Genomic DNA, 26,736 nt, shown 5'->3' on the forward strand with positions numbered 1-26,736 from the left:
CGGTTGTGCACAAGTCCACAGGCACCTGACCTGCGCGGAAGAGCGTAGCGGCGGCGGCCCTGTGGAGGAATTCTGGATAACTTCCGGCCGGCGGCCCTGTGGACAGTGGAGAACCCGTCCTGCCTGTGGATTTCGGCCTCGCGCACCCCGGGCGTTCGAATCCCTGGTCAGATGTTCGGCGCGGGCCCCGGACTGGCGGAGCGTCCGTCTCCGGCATCCCTGCCCCGCCGACCGGCGCCGCACACCTGTGGATATGCCGAAAGGGCGTCAGGATCGCTCCTGACGCCCTTTTCCGGCCACCCGTCGCCCGATCCCGGGGACGGGCGACGAAGTCAGCTCTTGATGCGGTTGGTGAGCTCGGTGACCTGGTTGTAGATCGAGCGCCGCTCCGCCATCAGCGAGCGGATCTTGCGGTCCGCGTGCATCACCGTGGTGTGGTCGCGGCCGCCGAACTGCGCGCCGATCTTCGGCAGCGAGAGGTCGGTCAGCTCGCGGCAGAGGTACATGGCGATCTGACGGGCCGTCACCAGGACGCGGCTGCGCGAGGATCCGCAGAGGTCGTCCACGCCGAGGCCGAAGTAGGCCGCGGTCTGCTGCATGATCACCTGGGCGGTGATCTCCGGTCCGGCGTCCTCGTCACCGCCGGGGATGAGGTCCTTGAGGACGATCCCGGCCAGCTCCAGGTCGACCGGCGCCCGGTTGAGGTTGGCGAAGGCGGTGACCCGGATCAGGGCCCCCTCCAGCTCCCGGATGTTCCGGGTGATCCGGGACGCGATGAACTCCAGCACGTCGGCCGGGGCGTTGAGTTGCTCCTGGATCGCCTTCTTGCGCAGGATCGCGATCCGGGTCTCCAGCTCCGGCGGGGTGACGTCGGTGATCAGTCCCCACTCGAAGCGGTTGCGCAGCCGGTCCTCCAGCGTGGTCAGCAGCTTCGGCGGCCGGTCGGAGGAGAGCACGATCTGCTTGTTGGCGTTGTGCAGGGTGTTGAAGGTGTGGAAGAACTCCTCCTGCGTGGACTCCTTGCTCGCCAGGAACTGCACGTCGTCCACGAGCAGGATGTCCATGTCCCGGTAGCGCCTGCGGAAGGTGTCCGCCTTGCCGTCCCGGATCGAGTTGATGAACTCGTTGGTGAACTCCTCCGAGGACACGTACCGCACCCGGGTGCCCGGGAACAGGCTGCGCGAGTAGTGCCCGATGGCGTGCAGCAGGTGGGTCTTGCCCAGCCCGGACTCGCCGTAGATGAAGAGCGGGTTGTACGCCTTGGCCGGGGCCTCGGCGACCGCCACCGCCGCCGCGTGCGCGAAGCGGTTGCTGGCGCCGATGACGAAGGTGTCGAAGAGGTACTTGGGGTTCAGCCGCGCGGCCGGCTCGTCCTTGCGGGACCCGCCGGCGGGCGGTGCGCCGGGCGGCGGGGGAACCCCCGGCACCGCGGGCCGGTCGGTGGCGCGCTCGGCCGGGGCCTTGTCCGCGGGGCGCGCGGCGGGGCGGCCGCCCGGGCCGCGTCGGCCGGCGGCGGTCCGCGGGTGCTCGCCGGGGCCGGGGCCGTAGGCACCGCCGAAGAGGTCGCCCTGGGTGGTCGAGGACGGCGGCAGGGCCCTCGGCGCGGGCCGGTCCATCGGCTCGTCGGGCTCGCGGTAGCCGGGCTGCTGCTCCTGGTAGCCGGGCCAGACCGGGCCGGCCGCCGGGCCGCCGTAGGGCGCGGGGCGCTGCTCGTAGCCGCCGGTGTCGTAGCGGGGCCGGTCGTAGTCGGACTCGTAGGGGCGCGGGTAGCCCGGGCCGCCGTAGTGGCCCTCGTCCTGCCCGTGCCGCTCGTCCTGCCGCGCCCGGTCGTCCTGCCGGTGCCGGTCGTCGTGCCGCTGCCCGCTGTCGTGCCGCTGGCGCTCGTCGTGCCCGTGGCGCTCCTCGGGCTCGTCGTGCCCCGAGGGGCTCGGGTACGGCTCCGCGGGCGCCTGGGCGGCGGGGGCGGGCATGGTCGGCATCGCGTTGGCGTCGACCATCACGGCGATCCGCACGGGGCGGCCCAGCTCGCGGGAGAGCGCCTCGGTCAGCTGCGGCAGCAGCCGTCCCTCCAGCACCTGCTTGGCCCGCTCGTTCGGGGCCGCCAGCAGCGCGGTGTCGTGCATCATCCACATCGGCTGGGTGCGTTCCACCCACTGCTTGTCCATCTCCCCGACGTCCGGGTCGCCGACCAGCCGCTCTACGACCCTCGCCCAGACCGGGACTAGGTCGCTGTTGACATCAGCCACTGGTGCACGCTTTCCAATGAACAAACCAGACAAGTCCTGCAACGGTAGTCAGCGAACAGAGCGGGATCAAGTCGTTGTCCACAGGCTGTGGGCAAACCGCCCCCGGGCGGCTGGTTTGACCCTCGTGCCCCGTCCCGCGTACCGTAACCAGGTCGAGTTGTCGATGGCCGCTGCCGCATGTCCGCGGGTCCACCCGCTCCATAAGGCGCGCAGCACGGGCGCCGTGGATTGCCCCAAACCCCAGCCGAACTGGGGTGATGGGCCGGATTTCCGTAATCGGGGAGATCACGCGGACGCACGGTGACGGCCAAGCGATCACCCGTCATCCTACGATTCACCTCAGGAGCCCCCGAGTGAGCAAGCGCACCTTCCAGCCGAACAACCGTCGTCGCGCGAAGACCCACGGCTTCCGACTGCGTATGCGTACCCGCGCCGGCCGCGCCATCCTGGCTGCCCGCCGTGGCAAGGGCCGCACCAGCCTGTCCGCCTGATCCGCACCAGAGTCTGCTGTGCTGCCCTCCGAGAATCGGCTGCGGCGGCGCCAGGACTTCGCGACCGCGGTCAAACGCGGTCGTCGGGCCGGTAAGCCCCTGCTGGTCGTCCATCTCGCCAGAGAGGACGGTTCCGGGGAGCACACCGACCGGACCAGCGACATCCGCCCGCACGTCGCCGAGGGGACTCCTTCGGCGCGTGCGGGTTTCGTCGTGAGCAAGGCCGTCGGCCCGGCGGTCACTCGCAACCTGGTCAAGCGCCGGTTGCGGCACCTTGTGCGTGATCGTCTGTCCCGGCTGCCCGCCGGTAGCCTGATAGTGGTGCGTGCGCTGCCTCCGGCCGCGTCCGCCTCGTACCAGGAACTCGAACGTGACCTGGACGCGGCGCTCAAACGGCTGCTCAAGGCCGAGCATGCTGTTTCGGCGCCGACGGGAGCAGGTCGATGAAGTACCTGCTGATGGGTCTGATCAGGGTCTACCAGTGGACCATCAGCCCACTGCTCGGTCCGGTGTGCCGCTACTACCCCTCCTGCTCGCACTACGGCTTCGAGGCCGTGCGGACGCACGGAGCGGTGAAGGGCGGCGCACTAACCGTGTGGCGCATCCTGCGCTGCAATCCATGGACGCCCGGTGGGGTCGACCATGTCCCGCCGCGCAAGCATCCGGTGTGGCACCGCCGGCTGCGGGACCGGCTGAAGGGCCGGTCCGCCGCCGACCAGCCGGTGATCATGCCCCCCGCCGGTCCGGACCCACAGGGCCCGGCGACCATTGGCCCTGTGGGGCCGATTCCAATGTCCAAGGAGCCTGACCGGTGACCTTCTCCTTCCTCAACCCCTTGTACACAGCGGTGTCCTGGATCATCGTCCAGTTCCACTCGCTGTACAGCCACGTCTTCGATCCGAACGGTGGCTGGGCCTGGGGTCTGGCCATCGCCTCGATGGTGGTCGTCATCCGGATCTGCCTGATCCCGCTCTTCGTGAAGCAGATCAAGGCGACCCGGGCCATGCAGGCGATCCAGCCGAAGATGAAGGCCATCCAGGAGCGGTACAAGAACGACCGCCAGCGCCAGTCCGAAGAGATGATGAAGCTGTACAAGGAGGCGGGTACCAACCCGTTCTCCAGCTGCCTTCCGATCATCGTGCAGGCGCCGTTCTTCACCGCGCTCTACGGCGTGCTCGCCAAGGTCGCCGACGGCAAGCCGATCGGCGTGATCGACGGCACCCTGCTGGAGAGTGCCCAGCAGGCCCACATCTTCGGTGCCCCGCTCTCGGCGACCTTCGTCGGCAGCAGCGAGGTCAGCGTCAAGATCGTCGTCGCCGTGATGATCATCCTGATGTCGCTCTCGCAGTTCATCACCCAGCGCCAGCTGATGACGAAGAACATCGACCTCACGGTGAAGACGCCGTTCATGCAGCAGCAGAAGATGCTGATGTACGTCTTCCCGATCATGTTCGCCGTGATGGGCATCAACTTCCCCGTCGGTGTCCTGGTCTACTGGCTGACCACCAACATCTGGTCGATGGGCCAGCAGCTGATCGTCATCCGCAACAACCCGACGCCGGGCAGCAAGGCCTGGGACGAGCGTCAGGACCGGCTGAAGAAGCAGGGCCGGCTGAACCCGGACGGCTCGGTGATCCAGGGTCCGCTCTGGGGCCTGCTGCCGGCGAAGAAGTCGGCCGCCACCGCCGAGGCCGTGGTGGAGGAGTCGGTGCAGGTGCGCCGCCAGCAGCCGCGGAAGCAGACCAAGTCGCAGCGCCAGCACGGTGCCGGCCAGCCGGCGAGCCTCACCAAGGACGCCCCGGCCGAGCAGCCCGCGGACTCGGTGCCGACGGACTCGGCGTCCGCGGACCAGACCGACACCGCGAGCACCGGTGCGGCCGGTACCGCCAAGCAGACCGCGGCCCGTCCGGCGGGCGCCAAGCCGGCCGGGACCCGTCAGCAGGGCGGCCGACAGCAGCCCAAGCGCGGCGGGCAGCGGCCGAAGAAGAAGTGACCGGCCCGGTCCGAACCGCCTCCGCGGCCCCCTGAACCTCGTTACCGGCCCACCAAGCGGGCCCATCCCCGAAGGAGTCCATCAGTGACGGAAGGCACCACCTCCGCCGTCGAGGCCGAGGCCGAGGCCGCCCCCGGCGCCGACGAGAACATCGTCGTCCGCCTGGAGCAGGAGGGCGACATCGCGGCGGACTACCTGGAGGGTCTGCTCGACATCGCCGACCTCGACGGTGACATCGACATGGACGTCGAGGGCGACCGGGCCCTGGTCTCCATCGTCAGCGACGGCAACGACCGGGCCCTGCATCGGCTGGTCGGCCAGGACGGCGAGGTGCTGGAGGCGCTGCAGGAGCTGACCCGGTTGGCCGTCCACCGGGAGACCGGCGAGCGCAGCCGCCTCATGCTGGACATCGCCGGCTTCCGGGCCCGCAAGCGCACGGAGCTGGCGACCCTCGGGTCCCAGGCCGCGGAGCAGGTGAAGAGCTCCGGGGAGCAGGTCAAGCTGCGTCCGATGACCCCGTTCGAGCGCAAGGTCGTCCACGACGCGGTGGCCGCGGCCGGTCTGCGCAGTGAGTCGGAGGGCGAGGAGCCCCAGCGTTGCGTGGTCGTGCTGCCGGCCTGACGGCCGGGCGACCGCCGGCCGCCAGGGCGGCCGGCATGCGACACCAGGACCCGACCCCGTCCGCCACGCGCGGGCGGGGTCGTCGTCCCTTCGCGGGGCGCTGGCCCGGCGAGAGATGTTTCACGTGAAACGGTGCAGGAGCGGGTCGGTGGATCCGGGGAGCGGAGAGGTCGAGATGGACACGGAGAGCGTGCCTGCCGGAGAGCCGGAGTCGGGGGCCGGTGGTCCGGACGCCGGGAGCGCGCCCGCGGGCGGGCGGCCGGCGGTCGAGCCGCCGCCGGCTCCGCCGGCCGTCGCCCGGGAGGTCTTCGGCGAGCGGTTCGACGCCGCCGTCCGCTACACCGAGCTGCTGGCGACCGAGGGCGTGACCCGGGGGCTGATCGGCCCGCGCGAGGTGCCCAGGCTCTGGGACCGCCACGTGCTGAACTGCGCCGTGCTCGCCGAGCTGCTGCCGGCCGGGACGACGCTGTGCGACGTCGGCTCCGGCGCCGGGCTGCCCGGCATCCCGGTGGCGCTGGCCCGCCCGGACGTCTCGGTGACCCTGCTGGAGCCGCTGCTGCGCCGGACCACCTTCCTGGAGGAGGTGGTCCGCGAGCTCGGTCTGGAGAACGTCACCGTGCTCCGCGGCCGGGCCGAGGAGATGGTCGGCAAGGTCGCGGTGGAGGTGGTGACCGCCCGTGCGGTGGCGCCGCTGGAGCGGCTGGCCGGCTGGGGCCTCCCGCTGCTGAAGCCGTACGGCCAGATGCTGGCGCTCAAGGGCGACAGCGCGGAGCAGGAGCTCTCCGACTCGCGGGCCGGGCTGGCGAAGCTCGGCGGGGTGGAGTGGTCGGTGATCTCGGTCGGCGACGGCACCCTGGAGACCTCGACCCGGGTGATCCAGGTCAAGGTCGGCGAGAGCCCGGGCGGTGTGCGGGCGGCGACCCGTCGGGCCAAGGCCGCGGCCAGGGCCGGCCGGGCCGGTGCCGGTGGCGCGACCCGCGGCGGCGACCGCACCCGCAACCCGCGGCGGCGTCCCCGCTGACACCCGGGTGTGACCCGACACGGGCGGGTGGTCCTCGGACCACCCGCCCGTGGTCGTTCCCGGCCCTCGCCGAGCCCGTCCGACGTTCCGGTGACGGGAGGGCGGCCGGCGGGACGACCAGAGGTTCACCGGAGTGTCGCATCGTCAGAATTCCGACATTGCGGGCATGGTGTTTCACGTGAAACGTCGCTCTCTGCTCTCGGGAATCCTCGCCCGCAGCCGGGCGGTGACTGTTGCCGCTCCGGTTTCACGTGAAACACTGAGTCCCATGCAGGACTCGGAGACCATCGACCAGATCGATGACACGCCCATCGCGCGTGCCGCCCAGGCTGCGGTCCAGGCCATCGGCCGAGCGGGCGAAGGACTGCCCCGGCCGGCCACCACCCGGGTGATGGTGGTGGCCAACCAGAAGGGCGGGGTGGGCAAGACCACCACCACCGTCAACCTCGCCGCCTCGCTGGCCATGCACGGGCTGCGGGTCCTGGTGGTCGACCTCGACCCGCAGGGCAACGCCTCGACCGCGCTCGGCATCGACCACCACGCCGAGGTGCCCTCGATCTACGACGTACTGGTGGAGGGCAAGCCGCTGGCCGACGTGGTCCAGCCGGTGGTCGAGGTCGAGGGGCTGTTCTGCGTCCCCGCCACCATCGACCTGGCCGGCGCGGAGATCGAGCTGGTGTCGCTGGTCGCCCGCGAGAGCCGGCTGCAGCGCGCCATCGCCGCGTACGAGCAGCCGCTGGACTACATCCTGATCGACTGCCCGCCCTCGCTGGGCCTGCTGACGGTCAACGCCCTGGTCGCCGGCCAGGAGGTGCTGATCCCGATCCAGTGCGAGTACTACGCGCTGGAGGGCCTCGGCCAGCTGCTGCGCAACGTCGAGCTGGTCCGGGCGCACCTCAACCCGGCGCTGCACGTCTCCACGATCCTGCTCACCATGTACGACGCCCGGACCAGGCTGGCCGCCCAGGTCGCGGAGGAGGTGCGGACGCACTTCCCGCAGGAGGTCCTGCACACCGCGATCCCGCGCTCGGTCCGGATCTCGGAGGCGCCCAGCTACGGTCAGACGGTGCTCACCTACGACCCCGGCTCCACCGGTGCGCTCTCCTACCTGGAGGCCGCCCGGGAGCTGGCGCTGCGGGCGGTGTCCGCCGCGGGCGGCGGCTCGTTGGTGGGGCAGCAGCGGGACGGTTCGGGGCAGCAGGGCGCCCCGGTGGCACAGCACGGTACGACGGAGGGCAATCGGTGAGTGGTCGCAGGGGTCTGGGACGAGGGCTCGGGGCGCTGATCTCCCCGGTGGCCCCGACAGCCGGAGGAGCCGGGGGCGCGGCGCAGCCCGCGGCCCCGGTGGTCCCCGGCGCGGCATCGCCCACGGCGGTGCCGACGCTGCCCTCGGGCCGGGGCACGCTGGCGGCCAAGGCCGCCGCGGAGAGCCTGCGGGAGCAGGCCGCCGCCGAGGCGGAGCTGGCCCGGGTGGAGGGGGCCTACTTCGCCGAGCTGCCGCTGGACGCGATCACCCCCAATCCGCGTCAGCCGCGCGAGGTGTTCGACGAGGACAAGCTGGCCCAGCTGGTCGCCTCGATCAAGGAGGTGGGCCTGCTCCAGCCGGTGGTGGTGCGCCAGTCCGCCCCGGGGCGCTTCGAGCTCATCATGGGCGAGCGGCGCTGGCGGGCCTCCCGGGAGGCCGGGCTGGAGCAGATCCCGGCGATCGTCCGGGCCACCGAGGACGACAAGCTGCTGCTGGACGCCCTGCTGGAGAACCTGCACCGGGCGGAGCTCAACCCGCTGGAGGAGGCGGCCGCCTACGACCAGCTGCTGCGGGACTTCTCCTGCACCCATGACGAGCTGGCGGACCGGATCGGGCGCTCGCGTTCGCACGTGTCCAACACCCTGCGGCTGCTGAAGCTGCCGCCGGCGGTCCAGCGGCGGGTGGCCTCGGGGGTGCTCTCCGCGGGCCACGCCCGGGCACTGCTGGGGGCGCCGGACCCGGAGCGGCAGGAGGAGCTGGCCAAGCGGATCGTCGCGGAGGGCCTCTCGGTGCGGACCACCGAGGAGATCGTCGCGCTGATGGACCGGGAGGAGCGGCCCAAGCGCCAGGCGCCCAAGGCCGGGAAGATCCTCTCGCCGGCCTTCAACGATCTGGCGAGCCGGCTCTCCGACCGCTTCGAGACCCGGGTGAAGGTCGAGGTCTCGCAGCGCGCCGGCAAGCTCGGCAAGGGCAAGGTGGTGCTGGAGTTCGGCTCCGTGGAGGACCTGAACCGGATCCTGGACAGTCTCGCGCCCGGTGAGGACGGACTGCGGCTGTCGCAGGGCTGAGCCGGGCCGATCGCGGCACGCGATGGGTGCATGTTCCACGTGGGCGCTGTTTCACGTGAAACATGCACCCATCGGCATTCGGGGGGAACGCTCGACTGTGGAGTGGACGAGGAGGTGCGGGGCATGGGACGCCGGATCGTTCCGTTGACGCTGGACAACCTCGCGGACCTGCCGTCGACCTGTCGCTCCTGTGTGTTCTGGGAGCTGGACCCGGTCAGCGGCCGGGCGGCGGTGGAGTCCGGCAAGCCCGAGCTGGAGAAGGAGGGGTGGATCTCCGCGGTGCTGCTGGAGTGGGGGTCCTGCGGCCGGGTCGTCTACGTGGACGAGCAGCCGGCCGGGTTCGTGCTCTACGCCCCGCCCGCGTACGTGCCGCGTTCGCAGTCCTTCCCGACCAGCCCGGTGGCCTCGGACGCGGTCCAGCTGATGGTCAGCCGGGTGCTGCCGGGCTTCCAGCGGCAGGGGATCGGCCGGGTGCTGGTGCAGACAGTGGCCAAGGACCTGCTGGGCCGGGGGTTCCGGGCGATCGAGGCCTTCGGGGCGGTGGGACGGCAGCCGGTCAGCTGTGTGCTGCCGACCGAGCACCTGCTGGCGGTGGGCTTCAAGACGGTCCGCCCGCACCACCGCTACCCGCGGCTGCGGCTGGAGGCGCGGACCGCGCTCTCCTGGCGGGGGGACGTCGAGGGGGCGCTGGAGCGGCTGCTGGGCGGCGGTCGGAAGGAACCGGCGCTGCGGCCGTTCTGAGTGGTCGCGCGGGCCCGGAGCCGGAGGCACCGGGGGACGGGGACAACGGACGAGGGCGGGACTCCCGGTGGGGAGTCCCGCCCTCGTGGCGTTCCGGGGGACGGACCTAGATCAGGCCGTCCAGCTCGCGCAGCAGCGCGGCCTTCGGACGGGCACCGGTGATCTGCTTCACCGGCTCGCCGTTCTTGTAGAGGATCAGGGTCGGGATGGAAATCACGTTGTACGTCGCGGCGGTCTGCTGGTTCGCGTCGACGTCGAGCTTGGCGATGGTGAGCTTGTCGCCGTGCTCGGCCGCGATCTCCTCCAGGACCGGGGCGACCTGACGGCACGGGCCGCACCATTCGGCCCAGAAGTCGACGAGAACGGGCTTGTCGCTCTTGAGGACGTCCGCATCGAACGTCGCGTCGGTCACGGTGGTGGTGGCGCCGGCCACGGTCACTCCTAGGGGTCAAGCGGGCGAGGGGCTGCCAGGTCTACAACACCGCACGGGGCGGATCTGTTTCGTCCCGGCGGGGACGGGTGTGTTCCACGTGGAACACACCCGTCCGGACGGTGGATCGCTTCGGGTCAGACCGCGACGGTGGCGGCCTGGGCCTCCAGGTCGGCCAGCGAGGCCAGGTAGCGCTCGGCGTCCAGGGCGGCGGAGCAGCCGGTGCCGGAGGCGGTGATGGCCTGGCGGTAGGTGTGGTCGACGACGTCGCCGGCGGCGAAGACACCCGGGATGTTGGTGCGGGTGGAGGGGGCCTCGACCTTGAGGTAGCCCTCGGCGTCGAGCTCCAGCTGGCCCTTGAAGAGCTCGGTGCGCGGGTCGTGGCCGATCGCGATGAACAGGCCGGTCACGGGCAGCTCGCGCAGCTCGCCGGTGGTGGTGTCGCGCAGGGTGACACCGGTCAGCTTCGGGTCGCCGTGGATGGCCTCGACCGCGCTGTCCCACTCGAAGCTGATCTTCTCGTCGGCGAAGGCGCGCTCCTGCATCGCCTTGGAGGCGCGCAGGGTGTCCCGGCGGTGGATCACCTTGACGCTGCGGGCGAAGCGGGAGAGGAAGGTCGCCTCCTCCAGGGCGGTGTCGCCGCCGCCGACCACCGCGATGTCCTGGTCGCGGAAGAAGAAGCCGTCGCAGGTCGCGCACCAGGAGACGCCCCGGCCGGACAGCTTGTCCTCGTTGGGAAGCTCCAGCTTGCGGTGCTGGGAGCCGGTGGTGACGATCACCGCGCGGGCCTTGTGGACGTTGCCCTCGGAGTCGGTGACGGTCTTGATGTCGCCGGTGAGGTCGACCGAGACGATGTCGTCGGGGATCAGCTCGGCGCCGAAGCGCTCGGCCTGGGCCCGCATGTTGTCCATCAGCTCGGGACCCATGATGCCGTCCCGGAAGCCCGGGAAGTTCTCGACCTCGGTGGTGTTCATCAGCGCGCCACCGGCGGTGACGGCACCCTCGAAGACCAGGGGCTTGAGGGAGGCGCGGGCCGTGTAGAGGGCGGCGGTGTAACCGGCGGGGCCGGAACCGATGATGATCACGTTACGGACGTCGCTCACTGCATCTCCTGGTTCGCATCGCGACCCGCGTTTGCTGCGGGGAGGGCGGTCCTGCTCCGCCGCCCGGGACAACGACTGACCAGTGTCTCGCATTCCCAGGGGGATCAGTACCAGCCGACCGCACTGTGGGAGTGTCGCGCGGCCCGGGGCATGGATCGCACGGGAACCACCGGTCAGGGTCGGGGGACGGTCAGATGGCGCAGAACCGGTCCGCAGTCCGGGGCGCGGAGGTAGACGTCGAGCAGCCCGGGGCTGCCCGGCAGGGCGTACACCAGGAGGTCCGCGGCCGCGCCGGCGTAGCTGCCCCGGTCGGTGGCCAGCAGGGCGGCGGTGCTGGGCGGCGGGCAGGCCGGGGTGGAACGGTTGCCGCCGACGAGGCCCTGGTCGCCCTCCGCGGGCGGTACGGCGGTCGCCCCGGGGGCCTTCGAGGACTCGGTGGCGGGGTCCGAACCGGCCCCTGAACCGGGGACGGATCCGGGGCCCGATCCGGGGCCCGCGGAGGGCTTGACCGGGCGGGCGGTGCCGGAGGCGGCGAGCAGCTGCCCGACCTGGGCGGCGAGCAGGTCGTCCCGGTAGACCGTGCCGTCGGGGGAACGGTCGGTCCTGGCCCCGGCGGCGGAGCTCTCCGGGGCGGCCGTGCCGGCGGCGGGGGTGGCCGCCGCGTCGGCGGTGGCGCTGAGGTCCTGCCGCCCGGAGGAGGACAGGGACAGGAAGGCGCCCCCGAGGCCGAGGACGAGCAGCGCGGCGGCCGAGCCGAGCAGCAGGCCCCTCCGGCGCCCGCGCCGGGCGCGTCCCGGGCCGGTGCCGGCGGCGGGGCGGGCCGGAGGGGCCTTCGGCGGGGTGCCGGGCGCGGGTCGGGCGGCGGGCACGGCCGGCGCCGCGGCGGGCGCGGTGGCAGGCGTGGGCGCTGCGGCGGCGGCCGCCAGGGCGGCGTCGATCCGGGCGGCGACGTCGGAGGGCAGGGCCGGGGCCTCGGCCGCGCCGAGCAGGTCCCGCACCTCGGTGAGCGCGTCGACGGTCTCCCGGCAGTCGGCGCAGCCGGCCAGGTGCTCCCGGAGCGCCTCGGCCTCGGCGGGGGCGAGCAGGTCCTCGGAGAGGTCGGCCAGCTCGTCGACCGAGGGGTGCGGTCCGGCGGTGGGGTCGGGGGAGGAGGGCGGTGCCGTCATCGCGTGCTCGCGTCTCCTTCCAGAATCGGCCGGGCCGGATCGGGGGCTGTTCCTGTGACGGTGCGACGGCCGGGTGGGTTCCCCGACGGTCGGGAGGTGTCGTCCGAGGGCGGTGTTTCACGTGAAACACCGCTCCCCCGCGAACCCGGTCCCGGCTCCTCGCGCAGGTGCCGGACGAGCGGCAGCAGCCGGGCCCGGCCCCGGGCGCAGCGGCTCTTCACCGTACCCACCGGCACCCCCAGCAGCTCGGCCGCCTCGGCGACCGGATAGCCCTGCATGTCGACCAGGACCAGCGCGGCCCGCTGCTCGACCGGAAGCTCGGCGAGCGCGGCGGACAGCTCGCGGTGCACCTCGGCGCGCACCACCGGGGAGTCGGCCGGTTCGGCCGAGCCGACCAGGGCGTCCAGCCGCTGCGGATCGTCGTCCAGCGGCTTGGTCCGGCGGGTGGCCGCCCGGCGGGCGCGGTCCAGGCAGGCGTTGACCACGATCCGGTGCAGCCAGGTCGTGACGGCCGAACGGCCCTGGAAGGTGTGGGCGGAGCGGAAGGCGGAGACCAGGGCGTCCTGGAGGGCGTCGGCGGCCTCCTCGCGGTCGCCCAGGGTGCGCAGGGCGACGGCCCAGAGCCGGTCCCGGTGGCGGTTCACCAGCAGGCCGAAGGCCTCCCGGTCGCCGCCGACGTGCCGGGCGAGGAGCGCCGCGTCGTCGTCGGCCCGCTCCGGTCCGTCCTGCGCCACGTCCACCCCTCGTCGTTCGTACCCCGCCACCGCGCTCGGCGGGTCAGCCGAAGACCTTCACGTCGCCGAGGAAAGCCTGGTACTTGCCCGGGTTGGGACCGCCGTCCGGATTCTTGGACAGGTTGGTCAGCCAGATCAAGAGATAGCGGGTGGTGACCGGGCTGTCCAGGTTGTACTCGACCGCGGTGCCGGCCTTCTTCCCCAGGACGGTGAAATCACCCGGCTTGGCGGTCTGCGCGTTGCCGACGTTCTTGCCGGGCATCCGGAGCTCGGCCGTGGTGGCGGTGCTCCACTTGAGGGTCACCTTGGAGACCGTCTGCGCCGAGCCGAGGTCGAGCAGCAGCCCGGTGCCCTCCTTGGTGCCGGGCTTGGACCCGAACGCGTCGTTGTACCAGTTGGTCTGCCACTCGCTGGCCGGGTCGTCGTCGATGGCCTTGGGCAGGCTGGCCGCGCCGTCCGCCTTCTCGCCCAGCGGGTTGTAGGACACCGCATCCTTGACCGGGATCGGAGCCGGGTCGTGGGTGGCCGCGTGGGCGGTGGGGGTGGCGGAGGTGGAGCTGGCCTGGGGGGAGGCGACGGCCGTGCTCCCCGTGCGCAGGTTGTCCACCAGCTGCCAGGAGGCGACGCCGATGGCGCCGAGGGCGACCGCCGACGCGGTCACCTTGACCACCGTGCGCAGCCGTCGTCCGCTGCGCCGCACCGGGGCGGCCACCGGGGCCGGCGCGGTGCCGGGGGCGGCGACCACCCGGGTCGGGTTGGGCGCGGTCGGCAGCGCGTGGGTGTTGTGGCGCGGCGGGCTGGTGAAGGCCGGCAGCTCGGGCTGGGGCGGGCGGATGCGCGGCATCAGGGCGATCGCGCGGGCCAGTCCGTCGGGGGTGGTGATCGGTTCGGCGTGGTGCGGGGGGTGGTCGAGCAGGGCTCTGGCGGCCAGCTCGGACAGGCCCTTGTGGACGCCGGCGCGGACCTGCTCCGGCGCCACCTCGCGGAGGTTCCTGGGCAGGCCCTTGAGGTCGTAGCGGTCCTCGGGGTAGGGCCAGCGGTGGGTGAGGGCGGCGAACAGCAGGGCGCCGATGGCCCGGGTGTCGACGCGCTCGGCGTCCTCCCCGCCGCCCTCGACGCCGAGGCCGCGCAGCGCGGCGTCCACCGCGATGCCGTTGATCCGGTACTGGCCGCTGTCGGTGCGCAGCACGCAGCGCGGGGTGAGCCGCAGATGGGCCTGGCCGCGCCGGTGGGCGGCGGCCACCGCGTCGGTGACCTGGCGGACCATCTGGTAGGCCTCGTGCGGCTCCAGCGGGCCGTCGGCGAGCAGCTTGGCGAGGTCGGAGGCGTGCGGCAGCCACTCCCGCACCACGTAGACCAGCTCGCCCTCCTGGACGGCGTCCAGGACCTGGACGAAGCGCGGGTCGCCGAGCAGGGCGGCGGACTTGGCGGCGGCGAGCACCTTGCGGGCGCGCTGGTGGCCGGAGGCCATCAGGTGGACGCCGACCGCCCGGCGGAGCTTCTCGTCGACCGCGCGCCAGCTGCTGAAGGTCTCGGTGGAGGAGATGCACTCCTCCAGCCGGTAGCGGTGGCCGATCATGTCGCCGCTGCGCCGCTGCGGGGCGGGCAGGGTCTGCGGCAGGGTGGCGGTGTCCCGGGGGTCGTGGGTCGGCTGCGGGTCCCGCGGGGGGCGCTTGGCGGGTGCGGCGGCGGCCGGGGCGGGTTCGGTTCGGGTGGCGGCGGCGTCGCCCGAGGCGAGTTCGGCGGCGATCTCGGAGACCGACAGCGGGGCGGTCGTCTCCGGGGTCGGCTCGCCCGGGGCCGGAGCGGTCGTGGCGGGGGTGCTCGCGGCCGGAGCGGCCGGAGTGCTCGCGGTCGGAGCGGCCGGAGTGCTCGCGGTCGGAGCGGCCGGGCGCGCGGCCCGGGTCTCGCCGTCGGTGGTCCCGGCAGCCGCGCCGCTGTCGGTGCCGCCGCCGTCCTTCTTCGCGGGGGAGCCGGCCGAGGTGGCCCGGGCCGTGCCGTCGGCGAGTTCGTCGATCGCCGCCGCGAGCGCGGCCTCGTCCGCCGCCCCGTCAGCTGCCGATGTGTCGACGACCGCCTTGGTGCCATCAGCCACCGTGGTCCTGCCTCCCCTTGTGTCGCCCCGGGCCTGAGAGAGAGTCGTTGGAGCGCATCGGCGGGTGACTCCGGTGCTCCAGGACAATTGTGCCCACTGTTCTCCACCGGGTACGACCGCCGAAAGGTCCGCGCGGTTGCCTGATGGTGGAGAGATGTGGTGCAGATCCGACGTCGGGCCGCCCTGCCGGTCCCGGGACGACCCGGGGCCCGGTGGCGGCCCGACCCCGGTTCAGCGGCCCAGTCGGCCGCGCACCATACCCAGCATGGCGTTGAGTTCCTCGATCCGCAGCCGCTTCGCGATGATCACGAAGACGGCCAGCTGGAGTCCGCCGGCCAGGACGACCGTCAGCACCGCGCCGGCCCAGCCGCCGACGACCCTGGTGACCGCCAGGCTGACGGCCAGACCGACCACCGCGGCCGGGACGGAGGCCGTCGTGAGGCGGGAGTAGGTCTTGCCGATCCGCTTGGTGTCCAGCCCGCCGATCTTCTTCTTCAGCTTGGGCACGGCGACCGTCACTCCGATGGCGTACGCGAGGCCGTAGCCGAACGCCATCCCGGTGACCGTCCACTCCGGGGGCAGCAGCACCCAGCAGAGCAGCGAGAAGCCGGCCTGGCAGGCGGCCACCCACACGGTGTTGGAGAACGGGGTGCGGGTGTCCTCGTAGGCGTAGAAGCCGCGGAGCATCACGTACTGCGCCGAGTACGGGATCAGGCCGAGGGCGAAGGCGGAGAGCATCAGGCCGACGTTGCGCGCGTTGTCCAGGGCGGTGTCCCCGCCGCCCACCGCGTAGATGGACTGGCCGATGGCCGGACCGAGCGCCAGGAAGAGGAACGCGGCCGGGACGACCGCGACGGCGGTGGTGCGCAGTCCGTAGGAGATGTCGTCGCGGACGGCGCCGGCGTCCTCGTCGGCGGCCGCGCGGGACAGCCGGGGCAGGACCGCGCTCATGATCGAGACGGTGATGACGGCCTGCGGGAGCTGCCAGATCAGCAGCGCGTTGGAGAAGGCCGCGAGGCCGACGCCGCCGTGGCCGCCCGTTTCGGCGTCGGCGCCGGCGGCGGTGGCCAGCTGGGTGATGACCAGGTAGCCGGCCTGGTTGGCGAGGACGAAGAAGAACGTCCACTTGGCCAGCCGGGCGGCCTTGCCCAGGCCGTGCCCGCGCCAGTCGAAGCGCGGCCGGAAGGAGAAGCCGGCCGCCCGCAGGTACGGGATCATCGCCAGGGACTGCACGGCGAGGCCCACCAGGGTGCCGATGCCGAGCAGCCGGACGCCCTCGGGGCTGATCGTCTCCGGCTTGACGTGGGTGCCGTCGAAGCCGCCGTAGACCCAGATGTAGGCGCCGAAGGTGAAGATCACCACGAGGTTGTTGAGGACCGGGGTCCACATCATCGCGCCGAACCGGCCCCGGGCGTTGAGGATCTGGCCCATCACCACATGGATGCCCATGAAGAAGATGGTCGGCAGGCAGTACCGGGCCAGGGCCACGGTGGTGTCCGCGCGGGCCGGGTTCTCCATCATCGGGTGGGCGATCAGCTGGACCAGCACGGGTGCCCCGAGCACCGCCAGGAAGACCACGCCGGCCAGGCCGACCATCACCAGGGTGAGCAGCCGGTTGGCGTAGGCGGTGCCGCCGTCCGCGTCGTTCTTCATGCTGCGGACCAGCTGCGGCACGAAGACGGCGTTCAGCGCGCCGCCGCCGATCAGGATGTAGAGCAGGGTCGGCAGGGTGTTGGCGGCGTTGTAGGAGTCACCCATCACGGCGATGCCGATCGCGCCGGCGATCACCATGGTGCGCAGGAAGCCGGTGCCCCGGGAGACCAGGGTGCCGGCCGCCATGATCGCGCTGGAGCTCAGCACCGAGGCGATCTTGCCGCCGGCCGCGGGCTGCGCGGCGGGGGCGGCCGGAGCGGCGTCCGCGGGGCGGGCGTGCTCCTCGGCCGCGAGGTCGGCGAGCGGCTCCACGGCGGGCGGCAGCTGCACCGCGGCCACCTGGAGGGTGGCCTCCTCCTCGGAGAGCGGCGGGTCGAACTCGATCGGTGGGACGAACGGCCTGGCGCCGTCCTGCCCGCCGTGGCCGTACGGGGCCTGCGGCCCGTGCTGCGGCGCGTGCTGTCCCGGGTACGCGCCGGCCGGGGGGAACGGCGCGGGCGGGACGGCGGCGGCCGGCGGCTGCGCGCCGGGCTGCTGCACCGGGTGCTGCTGGGCGGAGTGCTGCTGGGGGGACGCCTGGGCCGGCGGGCGCGGGGCCTCGGCCGTGGTCCGGGCGCCGCCGAACAGCGAGTCCACCCCGACGTACTCGGTGGACTCCGAGTCCCAGGCGGAGTGCGCCGGTCCGGGCTGCCACTGCTGCTGCTGTCCGCCCCAGCCCTCGGCCGGGGGAACCGCCGCCGCGGGGGCGGCCGGAACGTGCTGCTGCTGGGGCCGGTCGTCCCGCCAGTCCGCCCCCGCGGGGGTGTCCCAGCCGGGCTGGACCGGGGGCACCGGCGGGCCGAACGGCGTCGGCGGCACCGGCGCCGGGTAGTCGCCGCCCTGCGGCGGCAGCTGCGGCGGCACGTCGTACGCGGCCACCGGCTGCTGCGGCGCGGCGGGCGGGGCGGTCCGCAGACCGTACGGGTCCGGCTCGCCCGGACCGTCGCGGTACGCGTCGGCCGCGTACGGGTCCTGGGCGTAGGTGTCGGCCACGTACCAGTCGCCGGACGGCGACTCGGCCCCGGGGCGGCCCTCTCCGCGGCCCGGAGGCCGCTCCTCGCTGCGCCCGGTCATGTCACCTCTTCGCTGTCGTGGGGAGGCCGCTCCGGAGTCGGGCGGTATCGGCGCTGTCAAGGACCAACCTTCTCATCACTGGTGGCCCGATCCCGGCCATCCGCGCTGCTGTCGCGCGGTGTCCGCGCCGCTCCGCGTGGTTCCGGCCGTTCCGGGCCGGCCGGGCGGTCCGCCTCCGCGGCGCCGGCGGCGGCCCCGGGGCCGTCCCCGCCCTCGCCCCGGCCGGGTCCGTCGGTGCCGTCCGGGCCGCTCCCGCCGTCCTGCGGGGCCAGCGGCGCGTCGCCCTCGTCGCCGTGCGCCACCCGCCGCTTGCGCTGGCGGACGAACCGCAGCGCGGCGAGCAGGAGCAGCAGCGCGCCGCCGCCGAAGACGTAGAGCACCCCGTTGGTCACGGAGGTGACCTGGACGGTGAAGGTCACCGGCTCGCCGTACTTCTGCGGGTTCGGCCCGGTGGTGTAGAGCTGGGCGGTCATGCTCACCGGCCCGTTGTTCTTCGCCTCGGCGGGGAAGCGCAGGGTGACGCTCTGCGAGGCGGGCAGCACCAGTTCCTCGGTCGGCAGCTCGACCCGGAGCCGGTTGGGCTGGGCCGGGGTGAGGACCAGCTTCAGGTTGGTGACCGTCTGGGTCAGGTCGTTGCGGACGCTGACCTGGAGCACCCCGGTGTCGCCCGCGAAGGTGATCTCCCGCTTCGGCGGCACCTTCACCGCGCCGGTCAGCTCCTTGAGGTAGCGCTTCACGCCCTCCCGGTAGTCGGCCCCGGCCGAGCCCTCGGTGCGCCACTCGGTGGACAGCGAGCGGACCATGGCCGCGCTGAACGGGCCGCGCACCCGCTGCGGCAGGGTCAGCACCCGCATCAGCGTGTCCAGGTCGGTCTGGATCCGGGTGGTGGTGGTCAGGTCGAACGCGGACAGCTCCGAGTCGCGGGCCCGGGCCGGGTAGTCGCCGGGGGCCGGGACGGTCGCGTTGGCCTTGGGGTCCGCCGGCAGCTGGGCGAGGGCGTCCAGCTTGACCGGCTCCACCCACTTGCCGTCCTGGGCCGCCTGGAGGGCGGTCGCGAGCACCTTGGCGCCGTCGGCGTCGAGCTCGCGCGGCGGCATCACCAGCAGGCCGCGCGGGTTCTGCGGCTCCTGGCGGGAGATCACGAAGGTCTCGGCGAGGAACCGCTGGACGGCCCGGGTCTGCTCCTCCTGGGTCGTGAGCCCGCCTTCGAACAGCGAGGAGATCAGCTGGTCGGCGACCAGCGCGGTCTGCCCGTTGCCGATCTGCCGGGTGGCCGAGGGGGTGTACTTCAGGGTGTCGGACTCGGGCATGCTCCCGCCGTTGACCAGCACCAGGTTGTTGCCGGTGCGCTGGGCGACGCCGGCGATCCGCTGGTCCAGGTAGCCCCGGTAGGGCCAGGCGACATCGGCCCGGGTGTCCACCGACAGCCGGCCCTCGACGGTCAGCTGCCCGGCGGTGGCCGCCTTGCCGAGCGCGGTGTCGATGCCCTCCAGCTCGGGGGCGTTGTGCGCGATCGAGGCGAGGTCGGGATCGGCGTACGGCAGCGCCACCACCTGGCTGCCCGGCTTGGCCACGGCGGCCCGCAGCTTCTCCAGCCAGGCGGTGGCGGCGGCGGTGCCGGTGCCGGGGACGGTGTTGTCCTCCTTGGCCGCGTTGCCCGAGGTGCCGGGCTTCTGCACCACGTAGCGCTTGGTCATCGCGAACGCGGTGTCCAGCAGGTCCGGGTCCACCACCCAGGTCAGCCCGGTCAGCGCGGCGCCGGTGTCGACCAGCGCGTACAGCCGGCCGCCGGGGGCGAACTCGGTGGCCAGGCTGTCGTCCCGGAGCACCGGGACGGTCTGGTCGTTCTCGGAGAGGGTCTGCGCGGCCAGGACCGGGGCGTGGACCAGCGGCCAGAGGGTGGTCACCTTGGACGGCTGGGCGTCGGCCGGGGACGGGTTGTAGGGCAGGAAGCTGCGGGCGATGCCCAGCGGCCGGTCGCGCTGGTTGTCGGCGGTCGAGCCCCAGACGTCCACCGCCAGCTCGTACACGCCCTCGCCGGAGAACTGCAGGTCGGCGACGGCGACGCTGAGGGTGTACGGCTGGCTCTGGCCGGGGCCGAGCTCGTTGAGGGCGTACTGCGGGCTGTCCATCGAGATGCCGTCCGCGTTGAGCGGGACGCTCCGGGAGGACACCGAGGCGAGCTCGCTGCGGGTGGTGAGCGGCTTGCTCGGCCAGGGGCGGCGGACGGCCGCGTGCGCGGACTTCAGCACCGACCTGCCGGCGTTGGTGACGTGCCCGGTGATCGTCACGGTGCCGCTCTGGACGGCGACCGGCTTGCTCACCGACTCGATGGTCATGGTCACCGGGAGTTCGGCGCTGACCGCCGTGTCGGCGACCGGCCTGGTCCCCCCGGCCGGGGCCGCGCCGGCGGAGCCGCCGGGCAGCGCCGAGGCGAGCACCAGCGCGGCGCCGAGCGCGCCCGCCAGCCGCCGGACGGTTCGTCCCAGGACCCGCCCGGGGCGCCGGTCCGGCTCCGGACCGGGGTGCCGTGCCGGCTCACTCACGCGGTTCGCCCTCGCTCACGGGTTCGCCCTCGCCGTTCTCGATCGCTGCTGCTGCTGCCGTGCTGCTGCGGATGTTCCGTCGGCCGTGGGATGCCGTGAGGAGCAGCCGTGAAGAAAATGTGGTGGCCCGGTGTCCCGGTGGCCGTGGCGGCGCACAGCACCGCGGCCCGTGCTCGGTGCATCCGGACTCGTTCCACCGGCATGGTAACGATGTGGTGAGGGGTGCGGTGTTGCGGGCCGGGGAGTGAGCCGGTGGAAACACGCGGGCGACGGGGCCGTCGGGCCACGTACCCTTGTGAGCCGTGTCCACTGCCAATGAGCCCACCGCCCACCCGACCGGCGCCCATCATTCCAGTTCCGCCGTCCAGGTCGTCCCCGGCCTGAGCGAGGCCCAGACCCTGGGTCTGCAGGAACTGCTGCGGGTCTCCCCGGTCGCCGACGAGATCGCCCGCCGCTTCCAGGCGGCCGGGCACCGGCTCGCGCTGGTCGGCGGCTCGGTCCGGGACGCCCTGCTGGGCCGGCTCGGCAACGACCTCGACTTCACCACCGACGCGCGTCCGCAGCAGGTGCTGAAGCTGGTCAAGGGCTGGGCCGACGCGGTCTGGGACGTCGGCATCGCCTTCGGCACGGTCGGCGCGCGCAAGGACACCCCCGAGGGCTCCTTCCTGATCGAGATCACCACCTACCGCTCCGAGGCGTACGACCGCACCTCCCGCAAGCCCGAGGTGAGCTACGGCGACACCATCGAGCAGGACCTCGTCCGCCGCGACTTCACGGTCAACGCGATGGCCGTCGACCTGCCCGGCCGGGCCTTCGTCGACCCGCACCGCGGCCTGGACGACCTGGAGGCCCGGGTGCTGCGCACCCCCGCCACGCCCGAGGAGTCCTTCTCCGACGACCCGCTGCGGATGATGCGGGCCGCCCGGTTCGCCGCCCAGCTGGACTTCGAGCCGGCCCCCGAGGTGGTCGCGGCGATGACCGCGATGGCCGAGCGGATCACCATCGTCTCCGCCGAGCGGGTGCAGGCCGAGCTGAACAAGCTGCTGCTGGCCGCGCACCCGGTCAAGGGCCTGCGGCTGCTGGTCGACACCGGCCTGGCCGACCACGTGCTCCCGGAGCTGCCGGCGCTGCGCCTGGAGCGGGACGAGCACCACCGGCACAAGGACGTCTACGAGCACTCGCTGACCGTCCTGGAGCAGGCCGTCGACCTGGAGCGGGAGGGCCCCGACCTCACCCTGCGGCTGGCCGCGCTGCTGCACGACATCGGCAAGCCGCGCACCCGCCGCTTCGAGCAGGACGGCCGGGTCTCCTTCCACCACCACGAGGTGGTGGGCGCCAAGATGACCCGCAAGCGGATGCGCGACCTGAAGTACTCCAAGGAGCTCACCGAGGACGTCTCGCGGCTGGTCGAGCTGCACCTGCGCTTCCACGGCTACGGCGGCGGCGAGTGGACCGACTCGGCGGTGCGCCGCTACGTCACCGACGCCGGCCCGCTGCTGGAGCGGCTGCACAAGCTGACCCGCTCGGACTGCACCACCCGGAACCGGAAGAAGGCGGCCGCGCTCTCCCGCACCTACGACGGGCTGGAGACCCGGATCGAGGAGCTCAAGGAGCAGGAGGAGCTGGACGCCGTCCGCCCCGCGCTGGACGGCAACCAGATCATGGAGCTGCTCGGCCTCAGGCCCGGCCCCTCGGTCGGCAAGGCGTACAAGCACATGCTGGAGCTGCGGCTGGAGCACGGCCCGATGGAGCACGACGCGGCGGTCGCCGCGCTGCGCGACTGGTGGGCCGCCCAGCAGTAGCGGGCGCGGTGCCGCGAGGGGTGGTCCCGGGTCCTCCCGGGGCCACCCCTCGTCCGTGCGCGGGCGGTCGGCGCGGCCCCGCGCCCGGGCCCGCGCGCCCGGCTCAGAGCTTCTTCAGGCAGAGCACGAAGCTGAGCGCCTCGGTGCTGGAATCACGGGTGTAGGTGCTCTCGGCACCGGTGACGTTCTCGCAGGCCTTGTCGTTGTCGCTGGTCCCGTAGACCTTCTTGAGCACCTTGTACTGGGCCTTCGGGTCGTTGCAGGGCAGCATGGTGATCCGCGGACTGGCGTCGTGGGTGGCGGTGGTGCCGTTCTCGTTGCGCAGGCAGTCGCCGGCCTTGGCGGTGTCGATGTCGCTGGCCACCTTGGTGGCGGACGGCGTCGGCAGGGTGATCGTCGGCACCGGGACCGCCGGGACCGTCGCCGCCGGGACGGACGGGGCGGTCGGCGAGGGGAAGGCCGGCGTCGGGAAGGCCGGCACGGTCACCGAGGGCATCACCAGCGGACGGTAGGGGTCGTCGTGCTTGGTGGAGGCGAAGAGCGCGCCGGTGGCGATCAGGACGATCCACGAGACGATCCCGAGCACGGGCAGCAGCAGCATGAAGATGTGCGGCCGCTTGGTGAGCGGCACGCCCGGGTCCAGCTGCGGCCCGTGGGTGCCGGGCGCCGGCGGCGGCAGGTCCTTGATCCTGTTGTGGGCGGCGAGGTTCCGCAGCAGGGTGACCACGGTGAAGATGCCGGAGAGGTAGCTCCACCAGCCCTGCACCAGGGTGCGGGCGGACATGTCGCGGACCACGGCGGTGCCGCAGGTGCGGCAGAACGGTCCCGGCTGCTTCAGGAACCGCATGATGATGATGATGCCCTGGTGGCCGCGGACGGTGGTCTCGACGGCCGGGAAGCCGCCGCAGAACCGGCAGACCGGACCGCCGTGCGGGGCGTAGCCGGCCGGTGCGGGGTAGCCCCCGGCCTGCGGCGGGTACGCGTAGCCCCCGGGCGGGGCCTGGGCGGGCGCGCCGTAGCCGGGTGCGGCCGGCGGCGGCGGTGCGGCCGGGTAGCCGTAGCCGGCCGGGGCGGGGGCTCCCGCCGGCTGCGGGGCCGGCGGGCCGGCGTACGGGTTGCCGGTGGCGTACGGGTTGGCGCCGTCGGCGGGCGGCGGCGAGCCGTACGGCATCTGGGGCGGAACGGACAAGGGGATCCCCCGGGGAAATTCAGGTGGTGGACGGTCAGGACTTCTTGACCGGCGGGACGCCGGCGAGCGGGCCGAGGCAGAGCACGTAGCGCTTCTTGTTCCAGCGGCGGCCGCTCTTGCCCGAGACGGTGCTGGTGGTGCCCGCGGTCTCGCGGCACCTGCCGGTGTCGGTGGTGGACTCGAACTTGGCGAGCACCTTGAAGTTCGCCTTGCCGTCGGTGCACTTGACCACCGAGACGTCGCGCGAGCCGGAGGCCTTGACGCAGTCTCCGGCCTTGGCGCTGCTGACGCTGGGGTCGCTGACGAAGTAGCCGACGATCAGGGCGATCACGCCCAGGACCAGGCCGACCGCCTTCAGCCGGGCCTTGCCGCGGCCCTTGGCGGCCGGCCCGGGGTGCGGCGGGGCCGGCGGGTAGCCGTGCGGCGAGGCCTGCCCGTACGGACCGGGCGCCTGCGGGGCCGGCGGGTACGGCGCGGGCGGGTAGGGGCCCTGCGGATGGACGGGCTGCGGGTGGACGGGCTGCGGGTAGGGCTGGGCCGCCTGCGGCGCACCGGGGTAGCCGTAGCCGGGCGGGGGCGGCGGGGCGCCGTAGCCCGCGGGCACCGGCTGCGGCTGGCCGTACGGCTGGGGAGCCGGGGGACCGTAGGGCTGCGGCGCGGCGCCGTAGCCGGGAGGCGGGCCGTACGGACTGGGCGGTGTGCTCATCAGATTGTCCCCCGAGACAGAGTGCTGCCACTGCGACAGATCTGACGTACCTTAGCGACTCGGAACGACGCCGCCGGGGCGCAGGGGCCGCCCGGGCGGACGGCCGTGGTCAGCGGGCCGGGTCGCCGGGGAGCGGGCCGGTACGGCGGGCCGCGCGCAGGTAGAGCGCGGCCGAGGCCGCGTACACCAGGGCGACGCCGGCCACGACCGTGACCGAGCGGCCGGAGAGCGGCAGCACCAGTGCGGTGACCAGTGCGGCGGCCACGAAGGCGACGTTGAAGAGCACGTCGTAGATGGCGAAGATCCGGCCCCGGAACTCGTCCTCGACCGACTCCTGCACCACGGTGTCGGCGCAGATCTTGGTGCCCTGGGTGACCACGCCGAGCAGCAGTGCCGCGATCAGGCAGGGCACCAGGCTGAAGCCGAGGCTGAGCACGGGCACGAAGACCACCGGGGCGGCCAGACAGAGCGTCATCCAGCCGGCCAGCCCGAGCCGGCGGCTGCACCAGGGGCTGATCACCGCCGCGATGAAGAACCCGGCGGCGGAGAGGCCGACCGCCTGCCCCAGGGTGGCCAGCCCGGCCGCGCTGTCCGCCGGGTCGTTGAAGGTGTACCGGGCGAGCATCACCACGACGACGATCAGCACGCCGTAGCAGAACCGGGCGGCGGTCACGGCGGCCAGCGCGTGCGCCGCCGGGCGGCGGTCCCGCACCAGATGGGTGACGGCGGCCCGCAGCTCGCGGGCGGCCTGGGCCAGGGCCTGGCCGATCGCGGGGCGGCCGGGGTGGTTCCCCGGGCCGAGCAGGTCCTTGTCCATCCGCAGCGCGGCCAGCGCGGCGGACAGGTAGAGCAGCGCGGCCAGGCTCACCAGGGCGGCGTCGGCCCGGGGGCCCGGCGCCATCACCTGGTGCAGCAGGAAGCCGAGGCCGCCGCCGCAGGCCGCCGCGACGGTGCCCAGGGTGGGCGAGAGCGCGTTGGCGGTCACCAGCTGCTCGGCCCGCACCACCCGGGGCAGCGCGGCGGACAGTCCGGCCAGGATGAACCGGTTGAGCGCGGTGACCAGCAGCGCGGAGGCGAAGAAGAGCCAGGTCGGCGCCTGGACCAGAAGCAGTCCGGCGGTGAGCAGGCCGAGCCCGAAGCGGGCCAGGTTGCCCAGGTAGAGCACCTGCCGGCGGCGCCAGCGGTCCAGCAGGACGCCGGCGAAGGGGCCGATCACCGAGAACGGCAGCAGCATCACGGCCAGCACCGAGGCGATGTCGGCGGGCGAGGACTGCTTCTCGGGGGAGAAGACGACGTAGGCGGCGAGCGACACCTGGAACACGCCGTCGGAGAGCTGGGACAGCACCCGGGCGGTCAGCAGCCGCCGGAAGTCGCGGCCCCGGAGCAGGCCGAAGAGCGTGGCGCGGTGCGCGGCACGGTGGGTACTGCCGTTATCGGTGATCGCCACCCGCTCAGGGTGCCATGGATCCGGGCGCTGTTTCACGTGAAACATTCCCCGGGAAAAGGTGAACGGGCCCGCGGTCGTGGACCGCGGACCCGTTCGGTGCTCAAGGACTCAGCACGGGGCGGAGCGAGCTCAGCGCTCGACCTCGCCGCTGATGAACTTCTCGACGTTCTCGCGGGCCTCGTCGTCGAAGTACTGGACCGGCGGGGACTTCATGAAGTACGAGGAGGCCGAGAGGATCGGGCCACCGATGCCGCGGTCGAGGGCGATCTTCGCGGCGCGCACGGCGTCGATGATGACACCGGCGGAGTTCGGGGAGTCCCAGACCTCGAGCTTGTACTCGAGGTTCAGCGGGACGTCGCCGAACGCGCGGCCCTCGAGGCGGACGTACGCCCACTTGCGGTCGTCCAGCCAGGCCACGTAGTCCGAGGGACCGATGTGGACGTTGTTGGCGCCCAGCTCGCGGTCGCGGATCTGCGAGGTGACGGCCTGGGTCTTGGAGATCTTCTTGGACTCCAGGCGCTCGCGCTCGAGCATGTTCTTGAAGTCCATGTTGCCGCCGACGTTCAGCTGCATGGTGCGCTCGAGGACGACACCGCGGTCCTCGAACAGCTTGGCCATCACGCGGTGCGTGATGGTGGCGCCGACCTGGGACTTGATGTCGTCACCGACGATCGGCACACCGGCCTCGGTGAACTTGTCCGCCCACTCCTTGGTGCCGGCGATGAACACCGGGAGGGCGTTCACGAAGGCGACCTTGGCGTCGATGGCGCACTGGGCGTAGAACTTGGCGGCGGCCTCGGAGCCCACCGGCAGGTAGCAGACCAGGACGTCGACCTGGGCGTCCTTGAGGGCCTGGACGACGTCGACCGGGGTCTCGTCGGACTCCTCGATGGTCTCCCGGTAGTACTTGCCGAGGCCGTCGAGGGTGTGACCGCGCTGGACCGTGATGCCGGTCGGGGGCACGTCGCAGATCTTGATGGTGTTGTTCTCGGACGCCGTGATGGCGTGCGCGAGGTCCTGGCCGACCTTCTTGGCGTCGACGTCGAAGGCGGCGACGAACTGCACGTCACTGACGTGGTAGTCACCGAACTGGACGTGCATCAGCCCGGGGACCTTGCCGGCCGGGTCGGCGTCCTTGTAGTACTCGACACCCTGCACCAGCGACGTGGCGCAGTTGCCCACACCCACGATGGCTACGCGAACCGAACCCATTCCCGGTTGCTCCCTGTGATCTCATGAGCGCCGCCGAAGGTCGGCGGTACTCGTCCTGCTTCTTCGATGACTGCAAACGGGCGCATGACGCGCCCACTCCTGCCGCGCGCACGG

General features: G+C 72.9%; 22 protein-coding genes. 10 read left to right on the forward strand and 12 right to left on the reverse strand.

Translation table 11 applies throughout. The features are described from left to right. Positions 1–332: 332 nt before the first annotated feature. Positions 333–2,246: a chromosomal replication initiator protein DnaA gene (dnaA, locus tag ACW14Y_RS21385; RefSeq protein WP_380303725.1), complete on the reverse strand. Its 1,914-nt coding sequence runs from the start codon at positions 2,244–2,246 to the stop codon at positions 333–335. Between the two features lie 353 nt (positions 2,247–2,599). Here dnaA and rpmH point away from each other — a divergent pair, with 353 nt between their 5' ends. From rpmH to ACW14Y_RS21430, 9 genes are all read left to right on the forward strand, one after another. After that, a complete protein-coding gene (gene rpmH / locus ACW14Y_RS21390) occupies positions 2,600–2,737 on the forward strand; it encodes a 50S ribosomal protein L34 (RefSeq protein ID WP_030392420.1) in 138 nt (45 codons plus the stop codon). A gap of 18 nt (positions 2,738–2,755) precedes the next feature. Further along, the gene (gene rnpA, locus ACW14Y_RS21395; protein WP_093861213.1) at positions 2,756–3,184 is read left to right on the forward strand and encodes a ribonuclease P protein component; all 429 of its coding nucleotides are present in this window, start codon (positions 2,756–2,758) and stop codon (positions 3,182–3,184) included. Next, positions 3,181–3,552, forward strand: coding sequence for a membrane protein insertion efficiency factor YidD (yidD, locus tag ACW14Y_RS21400; protein WP_380303728.1), 372 nt, complete (start codon positions 3,181–3,183; stop codon positions 3,550–3,552). Before rnpA ends, yidD begins: the two co-directional genes overlap by 4 nt. Next, positions 3,549–4,730, forward strand: coding sequence for a membrane protein insertase YidC (gene yidC, locus ACW14Y_RS21405; protein WP_380386588.1), 1,182 nt, complete (start codon positions 3,549–3,551; stop codon positions 4,728–4,730). The genes yidD and yidC overlap by 4 nt, the downstream gene beginning before the upstream one ends. Positions 4,731–4,814: 84 nt before the next feature. Then, positions 4,815–5,351: a Jag family protein gene (locus tag ACW14Y_RS21410; RefSeq protein WP_266270620.1), complete on the forward strand. Its 537-nt coding sequence runs from the start codon at positions 4,815–4,817 to the stop codon at positions 5,349–5,351. Between the two features lie 175 nt (positions 5,352–5,526). Beyond that, positions 5,527–6,372 (forward strand): 16S rRNA (guanine(527)-N(7))-methyltransferase RsmG, encoded by an 846-nt coding sequence (gene rsmG / locus ACW14Y_RS21415; RefSeq protein ID WP_380303733.1) that lies wholly within the window; start codon positions 5,527–5,529, stop codon positions 6,370–6,372. 268 nt (positions 6,373–6,640) lie between these two features. Beyond that, positions 6,641–7,618 (forward strand): ParA family protein, encoded by a 978-nt coding sequence (locus ACW14Y_RS21420; protein WP_107084124.1) that lies wholly within the window; start codon positions 6,641–6,643, stop codon positions 7,616–7,618. Beyond that, the gene (locus ACW14Y_RS21425; RefSeq protein ID WP_380303737.1) at positions 7,615–8,685 is read left to right on the forward strand and encodes a ParB/RepB/Spo0J family partition protein; all 1,071 of its coding nucleotides are present in this window, start codon (positions 7,615–7,617) and stop codon (positions 8,683–8,685) included. Before ACW14Y_RS21420 ends, ACW14Y_RS21425 begins: the two co-directional genes overlap by 4 nt. A gap of 123 nt (positions 8,686–8,808) precedes the next feature. Further along, positions 8,809–9,426: a GNAT family N-acetyltransferase gene (locus ACW14Y_RS21430; protein WP_456982968.1), complete on the forward strand. Its 618-nt coding sequence runs from the start codon at positions 8,809–8,811 to the stop codon at positions 9,424–9,426. 106 nt (positions 9,427–9,532) lie between these two features. On the opposite strand, the gene trxA is transcribed toward ACW14Y_RS21430, so the two are convergent. The 7 genes from trxA to ACW14Y_RS21465 all read right to left on the reverse strand — a co-directional run bounded on the left by trxA (position 9,533) and on the right by ACW14Y_RS21465 (position 20,266). Continuing rightward, the gene (gene trxA / locus ACW14Y_RS21435) at positions 9,533–9,859 is read right to left on the reverse strand and encodes a thioredoxin (RefSeq protein ID WP_045938899.1); all 327 of its coding nucleotides are present in this window, start codon (positions 9,857–9,859) and stop codon (positions 9,533–9,535) included. A gap of 134 nt (positions 9,860–9,993) precedes the next feature. Next, a complete protein-coding gene (gene trxB / locus ACW14Y_RS21440; RefSeq protein ID WP_380303740.1) occupies positions 9,994–10,959 on the reverse strand; it encodes a thioredoxin-disulfide reductase in 966 nt (321 codons plus the stop codon). A 173-nt stretch (positions 10,960–11,132) separates the two neighbouring features. Then, positions 11,133–12,125, reverse strand: coding sequence for an anti-sigma factor family protein (locus ACW14Y_RS21445; RefSeq protein ID WP_456982971.1), 993 nt, complete (start codon positions 12,123–12,125; stop codon positions 11,133–11,135). Then, a complete protein-coding gene (gene sigM / locus ACW14Y_RS21450; protein ID WP_380303744.1) occupies positions 12,122–12,859 on the reverse strand; it encodes an RNA polymerase sigma factor SigM in 738 nt (245 codons plus the stop codon). Before sigM ends, ACW14Y_RS21445 begins: the two co-directional genes overlap by 4 nt. A gap of 43 nt (positions 12,860–12,902) precedes the next feature. Beyond that, complete coding sequence (locus ACW14Y_RS21455; protein WP_456982973.1) at positions 12,903–14,954, reverse strand: serine/threonine protein kinase; 2,052 nt, start codon at positions 14,952–14,954, stop codon at positions 12,903–12,905. A 231-nt stretch (positions 14,955–15,185) separates the two neighbouring features. Then, entirely contained in the window at positions 15,186–17,720 is a 2,535-nt protein-coding gene (murJ, locus tag ACW14Y_RS21460; protein WP_456982975.1) for a murein biosynthesis integral membrane protein MurJ, read from the reverse strand. Positions 17,721–17,776: 56 nt separating this feature from the next. Continuing rightward, positions 17,777–20,266 carry a DUF6049 family protein gene (locus tag ACW14Y_RS21465; RefSeq protein ID WP_456982977.1) on the reverse strand — a complete coding sequence of 830 codons (2,490 nt, stop codon included), beginning with the start codon at positions 20,264–20,266 and terminating at the stop codon, positions 17,777–17,779. 380 nt (positions 20,267–20,646) lie between these two features. On the opposite strand from ACW14Y_RS21465, the gene ACW14Y_RS21470 reads away from it, so the two are divergent. Next, positions 20,647–22,068 (forward strand): CCA tRNA nucleotidyltransferase, encoded by a 1,422-nt coding sequence (locus tag ACW14Y_RS21470; protein WP_380303765.1) that lies wholly within the window; start codon positions 20,647–20,649, stop codon positions 22,066–22,068. Positions 22,069–22,171: 103 nt separating this feature from the next. Here ACW14Y_RS21470 and ACW14Y_RS21475 read toward each other — a convergent pair whose 3' ends face one another. The 4 genes from ACW14Y_RS21475 to ACW14Y_RS21490 form a co-directional block, all read right to left on the reverse strand. Continuing rightward, on the reverse strand, positions 22,172–23,257 hold the full coding sequence (locus ACW14Y_RS21475; protein ID WP_456982979.1) for an LppU/SCO3897 family protein: 1,086 nt from the start codon (positions 23,255–23,257) through the stop codon (positions 22,172–22,174). A 34-nt stretch (positions 23,258–23,291) separates the two neighbouring features. Beyond that, on the reverse strand, positions 23,292–23,963 hold the full coding sequence (locus ACW14Y_RS21480; RefSeq protein ID WP_380303754.1) for an LppU/SCO3897 family protein: 672 nt from the start codon (positions 23,961–23,963) through the stop codon (positions 23,292–23,294). Between the two features lie 109 nt (positions 23,964–24,072). Beyond that, positions 24,073–25,410 carry an MFS transporter gene (locus ACW14Y_RS21485; RefSeq protein ID WP_380303756.1) on the reverse strand — a complete coding sequence of 446 codons (1,338 nt, stop codon included), beginning with the start codon at positions 25,408–25,410 and terminating at the stop codon, positions 24,073–24,075. A 129-nt stretch (positions 25,411–25,539) separates the two neighbouring features. Then, positions 25,540–26,622, reverse strand: a complete 1,083-nt coding sequence (locus ACW14Y_RS21490) for an inositol-3-phosphate synthase (RefSeq protein ID WP_380386572.1) — start codon at positions 26,620–26,622, stop codon at positions 25,540–25,542. Between the last annotated feature and the right edge of the window lie 114 nt (positions 26,623–26,736).

The sequence above is a fragment of the Kitasatospora sp. cg17-2 genome (assembly GCF_054031055.1).